This is a genomic window from Polaribacter vadi (assembly GCF_001761365.1).
Classification (GTDB): domain Bacteria; phylum Bacteroidota; class Bacteroidia; order Flavobacteriales; family Flavobacteriaceae; genus Polaribacter; species Polaribacter vadi.
In genome coordinates, this window is sequence record NZ_CP017477.1 from 1,133,170 (window position 1) to 1,146,022 (window position 12,853).

Here is a 12,853-nt window from a genome sequence, read left to right on the forward strand (position 1 = left end):
CTTCTATTAAATCGACTAATCTTATACTTTTGTTCTTACCATTTTTTTTGTTTTTCTCCTCTAATGGAATTTCTAATTGTTTTGCCTTTAATTTAATAGCAATTTCAATTGCAACTAAAGCCTTTGTTACGGCTTCATCTAAAAAACCTGCATGGTGATATGATAAAACTATAAGATACTCAATGGTTTTAAATTCATTGCTTGATCTTCTGGAACACCTTCATGAAATTTAGGAGATAAGTTTATTTTTTTGTAAAATTCTTCTTTAGAATTTATACCATAAACGCTCCAAAGTGAATCTGATTTATAAAAATTTTCTTGACTTTTATTCATACTATTTTTAGCATAAAACTAAACTTTTAAAATTATTCTCAACACCTTTTATCAATACTTTCTTTATCGAATGCAATTAAATTAAATAATTCTCTCATTCTAGAACGTACTCGATTTCCGTACCTTTCTTCTATTTCATCTGCATTTAGGTTTGTGGTGCCGTGTGTCTTGACCCTTCGACTGCGCTCAGGGAGACAAAAAAGATCGTACCGAGAAAGTAAAATTTCGCCGATTACATTGGATTCCACCCCGAAATGTTTACCGATTGGTTCTACACCGATGTCATCGAAACAATAAAAATCATCATTTCCATAATCTTCAATGGTTTTAAATCCTAAATAATTGAAACTGAAAACAACATTTCTGCACGGAATTATTTTATAGGCTCTTTTATGTGGTGTTAGGTGTCTTACTAATTTCATTAACGTTGTTTTTCCGCACCCAACAGGGCCCGATAATAAGATTCCTTTATGGGGATCTATTTTTAATCTTTTACAGTTTTTTTCGTCCTGAATTGCATACACGCATAATTTATATACGATATAGTAATCTTCTTTATAGATTTTGAAGTTCTTGCCAAATAAGGCTTTTCCTTTTGCTTCTAAATAGGTTAGGATTTTTTGAAAATCGTAGTGAATTGTATTGCCTTTTAGTTCGCCTAATTGGTATTGGATGCCTTCTACTTGAATTATGTGAGGTGTATTATACATAGTTTTTTAAATAGATACCTGCCTGCACAGGAATGACGCGTTGTTTTTTATACTAATGATCTGTTCATTTTGTCTTGAAACAAAACGAACCAAAAATTCAAGACTTGGATTTTCAGCGGTCAATTTGATTTTCAATAGCTAAAAGAAAAGAACTCACTTCGCTCAAACAGCTTTTCTTTTTGCACCATTTTCAAATAATTGACACTCGCTTGCAAATCCTATGTCAATTAAAAATTATGACTAGTTTTATTATTAAATTCTAAATTCTTTGTTATGCTTTCTATACTTATTTTTAATATTAGATTAAGAGATTGCCACGTCGTAACCTCCTCGCAACGATATTTAGAGCGGTTCATTGTAGTTTTTATTTTTACTCGTCTTGAGGTTGTCCATATTTTGGCTAGCTGCTTTTAGTATTTCTTTATTTTTTTCTTTCGAATATGCTCGAGATGACAAAATTTCTTCCGCTTTTATCATCCAGTTTTTAGCTGTGGCTTGCCAATTGACAATTTTTGTTTTTCCGCCAACTTTCCATCCTATACCCTGGTAATGATTGAAAAATTTTTGCCCTTCAATTATTGGCCAATTTTCTTTTTTAAAAAAAATAATTACTTCTTTTTCATTTTTTGGCTGGTCAAGTTTATTAATGTTTTTATTGTTTCTATTAGTTTGTATATGTTTATTAATAGATACCAGTGCTTGTTCACTGCTTGTCTTGATATTGGTATTGCTGTGTACCAGAGCTTGTCCAGTACTTGTCTCGAATTTGAACATCTTAATTTTACTGCCTTTGTATGGATTGTGTGATGGATAATACACTATGTATTTCCAATGACTTAAGTCTTTAATACATTTATGATAGGTTGATTTTGAGCCAATTTTAGAGAAACGCATTACTTCTTCGCGATTGATGTAAAATTCCTCTAAAAATCGATTGTTATTCCAAATTTGGAATAATGCTATGTATAGACTTATGTGTGTTGGATTTAACCGATTGTCTTTAGAGAATTGAATAAAAATTCCTTTTAGATGTTTTATGTAGTTTACGTTTTGCATTTCTACTATTTTTCTATTTTTTTACTTCTTACTTTTTTGCATTGATCAATACTGAATCAAGTTCAGCACAGGCTTCGTAACAAAAAAATCTAGTCTTGCATCTTCTGCGGTCAAATCAATTTTCAATAGCTAAAAGAAAAGAACTCCACTTCCTTTTAGTCAGTGTCAGACAGCTTTTCTTTTTACGCTATTTTCAAATGATTGACGCTCGCCTGCCAGATGCTATGACAAATGAGATTCATACTAAAAATAAAATAGGTCGGTTTAGATTCTTACTAGCATAAAAGCACGTTCATAAATCTTAATACATTGTATTTTAACTGTATTTCAAATATTTTTAGATGTTTTATGTAGTTTACGTTTTGCATGAGTATAACTTTTTCATTTTGCCTTGATAGATGCTGAAATAAATTCAGCACAGGCTTCACAAAAAATCAAGACTTACTTTTATTTTTCTCGAATTCTACGTTTTACTTCATTTAAAAGATTCTGGAATAACCTTTTGACTGCGCTCAAGGTGACATCTTGAGTATTACAGAAGCTTTAGAATTTATTATGAATACGGTTATGTTCTAATACCTTTTGAATTTCTTCATAGTCGTAATAGATAACCCCTCCAACTTTGGAGTATGGTAATGTTCCGTTTATTCGAAAATTTTGTAAGGTTCCTGCAGAAATGCTTAATAAATCTCTGACTTCTGGAGATTTTAACCATTTTTTAGGCGAAAAACCCGATTGATGATTAATGATTGCTTTGATGTCTTCTAATAGTTCTTCTTTGAATTCTCTTAAATCGTCTGTGGTGATGATTGCTGTTGGCATAGTTTTTTTTTTGGAAAAGTATTTGATACATGTTCTAACATTATTCTCAACTTCTTTTTAGTTTAGTTATTTTTTCTAAGACAAATATGAACTTAATATTTAAAAACTACTCACAACACCAACCCAAGTTGGGTGTTTTAAAGACTCATTTACAATACTTTAAAATACTTTAATTTGTTATTCAACATAAAAAAAAGAAGCAGTAAAAAAGTGCAAACTATATGAATATAATTTGCACTTTAAAAACCCAAGTTGGGGAACTATTCATCGGATTCAAGCATCTTAGTTATTAGGGATTCCTTAAGTTTATCAATGAATTTTGTTTGATTTATTTTCCTTGAACGTATTTCAAGGAATGTTCTATAATAATCCCCTAAATTAATATTGAACATTTCTTCACATGCCATTGCCAATTCTTTAATATCTGCAGTACCGCTATTTATTTTACCAGCGCTATGCAGTGCATAAATAAGCTCTACTAATTCTGTTTTATTTCCTGTCCAAAATAGTTTGGATTGTACTTGAAAAACATCTAAATTTGTTTCCATACCATTGTCTTCTAGTTTATCAACTTCTTTCTTGAGATGGATTATTAGCATATCAAAAGCTAAAATTGTAGCTATTATGCTATCGTGACTTGTAGAAAATTGTTCGTCTGTTAAAAAATGAAACGTATCTGGATACAAACGCAAATTTGCTTTCCCTCTTAAAAAATATTGTTCATCTAAAAAAGTAGCACCCCTTCTATAATATTGATAAAACTCTAAGTTTTCATTGAAATAAACTTGTAATTTATCTATATGATTATTGAGATACTTAACTTTAGACTTATTACTACTTCTAGGCCTCTTACTTTCTATATTAAATAAAGTTACATAGTATATTACTTTACTATATACCTGAGGTTTGTATACTTTAAAAAATTTTATTTCATTTAATTTACTTTTGAATTCTTTTTTAACAACAGTATTTCTAATCTCAATTAGTATTTTCTTAGTTATTTTAATACCTTTTTCTGCAACTTGTAAAATGTCTTCTATTTCAGATTCTAAAATTTCTAATTTATTTTCTAATTCTTTTACTTTTTCTTCATATTTTTTCAATACAGTTTACAATTATACTCTTAAATAGAGTTGGTTTTCTATTTCATTTTATCTATGATTTGTCATATGGATTTAAAAACTGTTCTATATGCTCCTTTGCTATTTTAGGGTTTGCACCTTCACTTTGAGCTACCAAAGCACCTACTGCACAAGAAAAATCTATTGCTTTTTGTGGATTCTCTTTATTTAACAATTTGCTTGTTAATGATCCTAAAAAAGAATCTCCAGCACCTACAGTATCTATTACCTTAATTTGAAATCCACTATTATAAAAAAATTTATTATCATATAGTAAAACTGCACCACGTGGTCCTTTTGTTACACAAACATGCTTTGTATTGGTTTTTTCTGCAATAAATTTTATATTCTGTTCTAATGAATTATATTTTGAGCCTAATGTTTTGCATACTTCATACAACTCATCATCATTAAATTTTATAAAATCTGCTTTTTCCATTAAATAAACTAAGACTTCTGATGTATAGTAAGGCTCTCTTAAATTTAAATCGAAGATTTTATATTTTGCAAATTCAATTAATTGGAATAATGTATTTCGAGAAGTTTCATCTCTTGCAACAAGACTTCCAAAAACAAAGGCATCAGCATTTAGAACTAAATTTCTTGCTCCTTCTGTAAATCTTATTTTATCCCATGCCCTTGGATATTTAATGTCATAAGATGCAGAACCTTTTTCATTGAGCATTACATTTACTTTACCAGTTTGGAATTCTTTTTTAATTTGAATATTTTCTGTATCGACTTTATTCTGATTTAAATACTCAATTAATTTTTGACCATATTCATCTTGCCCTATTGCACTTACCATTGCAACCTTATGGTTGAATGAACTTATTCTACTAGCCACGTTTAATGGAGCTCCTCCAATTTTTTTATGCGTAGGAAACACATCCCATAACACTTCACCAAAACATACTATTCTCGCCATAATATTTCTTTAAAAAAAATCCCAGAAGAAGTTAAATTTAACTTCTAATGGGAAAAACTCAAATTAATTACACAAATTATTCTTTTAATTTATTTATTTTTATTTGTTTAATAAACTGTATTTCCTCGTTAGCAGTAATCTCTAAATTTTTAAAAGGTGCTAATGGAAATACTAAAGCAGTTACGACACGTTCTCCATTATTAAGAAAAATTTCCATTGAAGATTTATCGACCAGCATTTTTATTTTTAGCTGATTCGAAGCAGGTAAAACATATGGGCATTTTATAATATTACTATTCAAGTTGTTAAAGTAGTATCCTGATTCTTGTCTATTTAATATTAATTCACCATTAATTCTGTTATAGTTTATAACAATACTCGAGCTTTTATTACCCCATTCAATTTTTGCTTCATTAATATCACTAAAATCTAGAGTAGTTTCAATATAGAATTTACCTCCTCCTAATGTTTCATCATTCAACAATTCAAATCTACTTGCAGCATTATTGTTTTCAATAATTTTACCACCAATTGCATAGATTATCTCCGTTGGTAGTTTACTAACAATTATGCTTTCGCCATTACTTTTTTGCCAATGTAAAGTTCTTGGAAATGTCATAGCACTTCTATAACTATAGGTTGGAACATTTTGAGCATAACTCCAATTGCTCATCCATCCCATAAATAGATTTCTATTATTAGGCTCATTACTCCAGGTTACACCTGCATAATTGTCAGTTCCATAATCTAACCATAAGGTGGTTTCTTGTAAAGATGTAAATGTTTCACCATCAAAATCTCCTAAGAAATACTGTGTGCCAGATCCTCCATTTGGCCCACCAGGGTTAATACTGACCAATAAAGCCCAAGTTTCTTGACCATTTTCGTCTTCAATTTTAAACAAATCTGGACATTCCCATACACCACCATGCGCTCCCACATCTTTTCCAAAACTATTTTTATATTCCCAATTCTTTAGATCTGATGATGCATAAAACATAATTTCATCGCCAGCAGCAAGAACCATTATCCATTTTTGTGTTTCTTTATGCCAAGACACTTTAGGATCTCTAAAGTCTGCTTTAACATTATTCACTAAAACAGGATTGTTTTCATACTTAGTCCAGCTCCTACCTTTATCATTACTATATGCTAGACTTTGTGTTTGATTATTATTAGCTGGATTTTGATGGGTAAAAATAGCCACTAAAGGACTCTCACTACCTGTTTTAAAACCAGATGTATTTTTCGAATCAACAACAATACTTCCTGAGAAAATGTTTCCTAAATTGTCAGGATATAAAGCAATTGGCAATTCTTCCCAGTTAACTAAATCTTTGCTAATTGCATGCCCCCAGTGCATAGGTCCCCATACATTTGCATCTGGATTATGTTGATAAAACAAATGATACTCACCTGCATAGTATACCATTCCATTAGGATCATTCATCCAATTTGATTGTGGTGTAAAATGAAAATCTGGCCTATAATCATTGTCGCTTATTGTTACTAATTCAGCATTTGATTTGGAAAATATATCATCCTCATTACAGTTTGAGAATACAATTAATATAATTGCAAACAATAATATTCTAATACTTTTTATCATTTTCATATTATTTGGTTTTTAAGTATTCCAAAGCATTTTTAGTTATTCCTTCTATATTGTCTTGAAATAGATTTTTACCGCTGTTCTGATTCCATTCAAAAGCACCTATTCCAATGGCAATAGCAGTTCCTTTAAATTCATTATTTGGCATTGCTTCAAAATTTGCCATCATCCAATATTCTCTCTCACCATCCCAGTTTCCAAGATGTCTAATTTTTTCATTATTGAATAAATTAGAATATATCTGCTCGTCATTATTTGGTAATTGATACCAATCTCCAAATTTCCATAAAACAAAATTATGATTCTCTCTATACCCAGGTCCTATTAGCCTGATCATTTTTCTTTCGTCTGGTGAGATTGTTTCTATTCCTTGATAAACAGGATGTGTACTTTCGTCATGCATTAGTCCAATATTTATACCAATAGACCAAGTATCTCCATTTTCAAAGCCTGCTCCAGCTTCTTTAAGTTTAAAAAATTCATTATTAATCCTACCTATTGTCCATAAATATTCGATAGCAAACGTATTAAGTAAAAGTCCACCACCATTGGCATGAAAATTAGTAATTGCAGAAACTACATTTGAACTTAGCGCTTCAGTTGGAAGTTCTGGATTACCATCATCTTTGTCATAATGCCACCAAAGCACTCTAAAATCGCTTAAATCTTTTCCGTTCTCTATATCGGCAAATGAAATATATTCCGCATCTGGATAATTTTCGAAAAGCCATGCAGCTGATGCAATTTCGTCATCATCACTAATTGAAGTAAGATCTGCTGCCACACCTAAATAACCTATTTTAGTTTTCCCAACCTTAAAAATTAAGTTTCTAGATGGTGATTCTTGGTTTTGTGAATTAATAGTATTTATTTTAAAACTATATTCTTTAAGTTCTGCGTTTGAAAGTGTGTATGTTGCAGCATTACTAGGCAAATCAATCACTTCAGAGCCATCAATAGTTAATTTTATACCAGTAATATTGGTATCTTGGATACCCCATGTCAAAATAACGTTAGTTTCTTCTTGTGTACCAGCAAAATTTAAAACTGGCTTTGGCCCTTCCCTAGTTAAGCTAACTGTTTCTCCTAAAGAGAAATTTCCTGTATCATTATCTTTAAATTTTAGAGTGAATAAATATTCTACATTAACTTCACGAATTTCAAATTCATAACTTGATTTTTCAAAATCAAGTAATTCCACTCCGCTGTTATGTTTTAATATAGTTGTAACATTTCCTGCGTATGAAGGGTTATTCCATGTTAATTTAGCAATATCACCTACTAATTCCACCTTTAAATTTTCTACTGAAGGAACTATAGCATCAGCAGTAGCTTCTATTTCACGATCTTGAGAACAAGAATAATTTATAATAACAAATAAGCTTAGTATTGTTATCTTTATTATATTTAATATATGTTTCATAATATTATTTTTTAATAGATTAATTTAATATCCTTTGTTTTGTTTGTAAACGTCTTGACTAAAATTAATTTGTGCCTGAGGAATTGGACAATATTCTTCTTTAGATGAATTAAAATTAGCACCTCCATAATATTCGACTTCATCGCTTTCCTCTTGATAATATTTATTAAGTGTTTCTGAAGCAATTCCCCAACGTACTAAATCAAAAAAACGACTTCCCTCCATGGCAAACTCCAATCTACGTTCCCATCTTAAAGCTTGTCTAGCAAAATCTTGGGTCCAAGTACAATTAACACCATCTATATATGGACTTACATTTAAATTGTTCGCATATCCAATAAAGCCTGTGCTTTGTGAAGCTCTATTTCGTATTTCATTTATTATAGGCAAAGCATCGTTAAACTGACCTAGTTCAATTAATGCTTCAGCTCGCATAAGTAAAACATCGGCATATCGAATTTGAATTCTATTCTTTGAGTTACCATAAAACGGATCAATGTTTACAAAACAGCTACCACAGTTTGGTGATACATTTTCTTTTAATGAAGCATAATAGCCGTAAGGATTAGGTGATCTAACCCAACTCTCTACATATAAATAATCGTTATCATATTTATATGGTAAATTTGGTATTGCTACTGTATGATACAAACGTGGATCAACCTTAACAGCATTCAAATTGTTATAATCAACATTTGCGTCATTATAGGTATTGAATAACGGAAGACCATTAGCATCTGTTTTATAAGCGTTTACAAGGTTTTGACTCGGCTTATGGAAATCACAACAGCCAAGTCCTTGAGGAGTTGATAATACGTCAGAAAAATTTAATCTTCCATGTAGTGTATTATCACTATCTGTATATTGAATGGCAAAGATAGATTCAGATCCATTTTCATAATTACCCGGTAAAAAATTATTTGCGAAATCAGGTTCTAAAGAACCTAGACCTAGAACATTATTCGTAGCATCTATAACCATTTGTAATTTAGCCGGATTAATGTTTGTTACTTGATTATTATCATCTTGCTCAAAGGCTTGATAAAGTCTTACTTTTGCCAAATAAGCATAAGCTGCTGTTTTACCTGCTCTTCCAATGTTTTGCTGTGAAACTGGAAGTTCTGCAGTTGCTGACTGAAAATCTCCAGCAATAGCATCCCATAATTCATCATTTGTAAGATCTCTGTTAGAGATAGTACCATAATCTTCGATTGGAATATCTTCTGTTATATATGGCACATGCTTGAACATTATTTTAAGCATGAAATAAAAATGCCCTCTTAAGAACTTCATCTCTGCAATCCTTGTTTCTTTCAAAGGAAAATCGCCAACACTTAATTTATTCAAGTTTCTTATTGCTCGATTAACTCTAGAAATAGCTATATAACTATTAAACCAGAATTTATCTAACTCCCCAAAGTCTGTACGTATATTTTCAGATATTTCAAAAAAATGAAATACTTGAATATCATTAGGTCCACTACCTCCTTTATATGCATCATCAGACCTTACATTTCCATAAGGCCATAAACTGAATGGCATGTCATAATGATCGTTACCCAAAGAAGCGTACGCTGCAGTCACAAATCCATCTATATTGTCTGGAGTAATTAGTTCTTCTTCAGATAAAACTGACCTAGGACTTTCTTCCAAAAAATCAGAACATCCAGTAGTGATGACTAAAATAATGAGTCCAAATAAATATTTTATATTCTTCATGATATTTTTTTTTGTTAAAATGTTATATTAAAACCAAGGGTTGATGTTAAAGGTAGTGGGTAGCCAAAGCCAGCATTTTCTGGATCAACACCCGTGAAACCAGAGGATGATATGGTCAACAAATTTTGAACTCCAAGGTAAATTCTAAACTTAGTTATAGCGTATTTATCCAAAATGGATTCTGGTAGTGAATACCCTAATTGAATATTTCTTAATTTAAGGTAACTTCCATTCTCTATGTAATAGGTTGAGAAACGAGATTCTGCATTTGTATCAATAGTTGTTAATGCTGGAATAGTTGAATTTGGATTGCTTGAGGACCAAGCATTTAAAAGACGCGAGCCTTTGTTTGAACCTATGTCATCCACACTCCAAAAATCTGTTTGATATTTAAGTTGATTTACAATAGCAACTTCTCCTATACCTTGCCAAAACATGGTAAAATCAAAATCTTTATATTCTAGATTTATATTTAAACCATAAGCAAAGTCAGGATAAGGTATACCTATCCAAGTCCTGTCATCATCATTGATGATGCCATTCCCATCTAAATCTCTGTACCTAATTCTCCCTAGATCCTTTCCTTGTTGTTCGGCAGAATTTAACACTTGTTCATTTGTCGTAAACAACCCATCCGCTACGTAGCCATACATCGAATTTAATGGTCTTCCCAAAATATTATCGTCACCACCATTACCTCCATAATTATTTTTCACCTCTTCTGGAAGCTTGGTTATTTTATTTCTATTTGATGAAATATTAGCATTGATTTCATAAGTGAAACCCCCTGAAGTTTTATTCCTATAGCCTATTGAAAACTCCAGACCTTCATTTTCCATACTAGCCCCATTTACCCATCTATTTCCTCCCTCACCTATTACTGCTAGATAGGGAGGTAAAACCAAAATATCCTCAGTTTCTTTTTTATAATAATCTATTGAACCATAAAGTTTTTGATTAAAAAATCCAAAATCAAGTCCAAAATTTGTTTGAGTAGTTGTTTCCCATTTCAAATTATCATTTCCAATTTGAATCGATCTAAATCCTGAAGGCAATAAACCTGAGCCTTGGCCAAATAAATCATAAGCAGTTCCGTAAGATGTATTCCACGTTGGGTCTCCTCCTGCATAATCCGCTACGTATAAAGAATAAATTGCACTATTGTTTATTTCTTGATTTCCTGTCTGTCCCCAGCCTACCCTAAATTTCAAATCTGATATCTTAGAGAAATTATCTTCTATAAATTTTTCATTACTAATTCTCCAACCTGCTGATAAAGCAGGAAATGTTCCAAACTGATTGCTCCTTCCAAATCTAGATGAGCCATCGTGTCTTAATGTTGCAGAGAATAAATACTTTCCATCAAAATCATAACTTAGTTTTCCGAAATATGACACTAAAGTATAGGCTGTTTCTGATCCAGAATTAGTTCTTTGACCAGTTGACGCATCGGGAAACATAAAGTCTGGCGTTTCAATTGTAAAATCTTCTGCCCTTAAAAAAGAATTTTCAAATTTATCTTTAAAGATTTCTGAACCAATAAAGGCTTCTATGTTATGCTTTTTTATGTTAAGCTTATAATTTAGGGTGTTGGTCCATGTAAACTTTGTACTTCTAAAGTTTTCAATATTAACTGCGTTTTGATCATTTTTTAAATAGCCTGATTGATAACTGAACTGTAATGATCTTTTATAAAAATTACTATAATCCAATCCGTAATTTGTTTTGAAAATCAAATTTTTTGCGAGCTCCAAATTTGCAAACACATTACCAAATAATCTATGATATTCATAACCATTATGTTTATTTGCATCCAATAAACGAACAGGATTTTGCCTATCATTCATACCTCCAACTGGACCACCCCATCCTGCACCATCAACAGTTCTTACTGGAATAATAGGAGACGCTTTCAACGCTAAATCTAATACCCCAGGTATTTGAAGTTCCTCCGTTTTATTTAAAGATAAATTTTCACCTATTTCAAGCTTATTATTAAAAAGTTTGTAACTGGTATTTAAACGTAAAGAAATACGTTCAAAATTTGAATTTTTAACAATACCCTCATTATCTAAGTATCCTAGTGAAAGTAAATAATTCCCTTTTTCAGTTCCATTGGAAACATTTAAATTATAAGAACTAGCTATTCCTGTTTGTGATATTTCATCGTACCAATCTGTATCAGCAGATTTTAAAGTTTGCTCACTATCTAAAAATTCAGGAACTGTAATATAATCTAATACAGCATTATTGTCCGAGTCAAAACTCCAATCAAATTGATAGCTTAAGTTATTATCATTAGGATTCAGACCATCATTAATATTGGCTTTCCAAAGCACTTCTCCGTATTCTTTAGCATTTAGAACGTCTAATCTATTGGCATAAGAAGAAGCCGTTAGATAGGAACTAAACTCAACCCTCATCTTTCCACTCTTTCCTTGCTTTGTTGTTATAATAATAACCCCATTGGATGCACGCGACCCATAAATACTTGCAGAGGAAGCGTCTTTTAAAACCTGTATGGAAGCAATATCATTAGGATTTAACTCATGCATACCAGATTTTGTAGGTACACCATCTATAACAAATAGTGGCGATGTATTATTTAGAGTTCCAACACCACGTATTAATATAGCTGTATTTCCCCCACTAGGTGATCCATCTGTACTAATTTGAACTCCAGGAATTCTCCCTTGTAAAGCTTTTATTGGATTCGGTTCTACTTGTTTATTCAGTTCTTCCATATCCACTACTGCAACCGCACCAGTAATGTCTGCCTTCTTTTGGCTCGAATACCCAACTACTATAATTTCATTAAGCTCATTTTTATCTATTTCTAACTTAATATTGATAGTTGTTTGACCATTTACTGGAATGCTCATGGTCTTATAGCCTAAATAACTAATTACTAAAATTGAATTGATAGGTACTCTGTTTATGATGAAATCACCATCAAAATCCGTTACGACCCCGTTATCTGTATTTTTTACTATTACGGATGCTCCAGGTAATGGCATTTCATCATCCTTAGAAGTTACTTTTCCTTTAACATTAATCTCTTGAGCCGCTGCGTAGAAAAAAGAGGTAAAGAAAAAAAGATAAGTAATAAATTTGAATCTCATAATCATT

Annotated in this window: 10 protein-coding genes; all 10 read right to left on the reverse strand. The window is 31.3% G+C overall.

Annotation, left to right across the window (positions count from 1 at the left end; translation table 11 throughout):
- Positions 1 to 168 precede the first annotated feature (168 nt).
- The 10 genes from LPB03_RS16595 to LPB03_RS05075 all read right to left on the reverse strand — a co-directional run bounded on the left by LPB03_RS16595 (position 169) and on the right by LPB03_RS05075 (position 12,846).
- Complete coding sequence (locus tag LPB03_RS16595) at positions 169 to 333, reverse strand: hypothetical protein (protein WP_157579352.1); 165 nt, start codon at positions 331 to 333, stop codon at positions 169 to 171.
- Positions 334 to 371: 38 nt separating this feature from the next.
- Positions 372 to 1,043, reverse strand: coding sequence for an ATP-binding protein (locus LPB03_RS05035; protein WP_065318971.1), 672 nt, complete (start codon positions 1,041 to 1,043; stop codon positions 372 to 374).
- Positions 1,044 to 1,385: 342 nt separating this feature from the next.
- Entirely contained in the window at positions 1,386 to 2,099 is a 714-nt protein-coding gene (locus LPB03_RS05040) for a hypothetical protein (protein ID WP_065318970.1), read from the reverse strand.
- Positions 2,100 to 2,642: 543 nt separating this feature from the next.
- Positions 2,643 to 2,921, reverse strand: a complete 279-nt coding sequence (locus LPB03_RS05045; RefSeq protein WP_065318969.1) for a helix-turn-helix domain-containing protein — start codon at positions 2,919 to 2,921, stop codon at positions 2,643 to 2,645.
- A 260-nt stretch (positions 2,922 to 3,181) separates the two neighbouring features.
- The gene (locus tag LPB03_RS05050) at positions 3,182 to 4,024 is read right to left on the reverse strand and encodes an RteC domain-containing protein (protein ID WP_065318968.1); all 843 of its coding nucleotides are present in this window, start codon (positions 4,022 to 4,024) and stop codon (positions 3,182 to 3,184) included.
- A 52-nt stretch (positions 4,025 to 4,076) separates the two neighbouring features.
- On the reverse strand, positions 4,077 to 4,970 hold the full coding sequence (locus LPB03_RS05055; RefSeq protein WP_065318967.1) for a carbohydrate kinase family protein: 894 nt from the start codon (positions 4,968 to 4,970) through the stop codon (positions 4,077 to 4,079).
- 76 nt (positions 4,971 to 5,046) lie between these two features.
- Positions 5,047 to 6,585, reverse strand: coding sequence for a glycoside hydrolase family 32 protein (locus LPB03_RS05060; RefSeq protein WP_065318966.1), 1,539 nt, complete (start codon positions 6,583 to 6,585; stop codon positions 5,047 to 5,049).
- 1 nt (position 6,586) lies between these two features.
- Entirely contained in the window at positions 6,587 to 8,005 is a 1,419-nt protein-coding gene (locus tag LPB03_RS05065; RefSeq protein WP_065318965.1) for a DUF4960 domain-containing protein, read from the reverse strand.
- Between the two features lie 24 nt (positions 8,006 to 8,029).
- Positions 8,030 to 9,724: a RagB/SusD family nutrient uptake outer membrane protein gene (locus LPB03_RS05070; protein ID WP_065318964.1), complete on the reverse strand. Its 1,695-nt coding sequence runs from the start codon at positions 9,722 to 9,724 to the stop codon at positions 8,030 to 8,032.
- A 14-nt stretch (positions 9,725 to 9,738) separates the two neighbouring features.
- Positions 9,739 to 12,846 (reverse strand): SusC/RagA family TonB-linked outer membrane protein, encoded by a 3,108-nt coding sequence (locus tag LPB03_RS05075; protein WP_065318963.1) that lies wholly within the window; start codon positions 12,844 to 12,846, stop codon positions 9,739 to 9,741.
- Positions 12,847 to 12,853: the final 7 nt, after the last annotated feature.

Bases quoted from the DNA above. Each gene is read 5' to 3' on its own strand.
- LPB03_RS16595 (WP_157579352.1), bottom strand. From the start codon at position 333: ATGAATAAAAGTCAAGAAAATTTTTATAAATCAGATTCACTTTGGAGC.
- LPB03_RS05035 (WP_065318971.1), bottom strand. From the start codon at position 1,043: ATGTATAATACACCTCACATAATTCAAGTAGAAGGCATCCAATACCAA.
- LPB03_RS05040 (WP_065318970.1), bottom strand. From the start codon at position 2,099: ATGCAAAACGTAAACTACATAAAACATCTAAAAGGAATTTTTATTCAA.
- LPB03_RS05045 (WP_065318969.1), bottom strand. From the start codon at position 2,921: ATGCCAACAGCAATCATCACCACAGACGATTTAAGAGAATTCAAAGAA.
- LPB03_RS05055 (WP_065318967.1), bottom strand. From the start codon at position 4,970: ATGGCGAGAATAGTATGTTTTGGTGAAGTGTTATGGGATGTGTTTCCT.
- LPB03_RS05060 (WP_065318966.1), bottom strand. From the start codon at position 6,585: ATGAAAATGATAAAAAGTATTAGAATATTATTGTTTGCAATTATATTA.
- LPB03_RS05065 (WP_065318965.1), bottom strand. From the start codon at position 8,005: ATGAAACATATATTAAATATAATAAAGATAACAATACTAAGCTTATTT.
- LPB03_RS05070 (WP_065318964.1), bottom strand. From the start codon at position 9,724: ATGAAGAATATAAAATATTTATTTGGACTCATTATTTTAGTCATCACT.
- LPB03_RS05075 (WP_065318963.1), bottom strand. From the start codon at position 12,846: ATGAGATTCAAATTTATTACTTATCTTTTTTTCTTTACCTCTTTTTTC.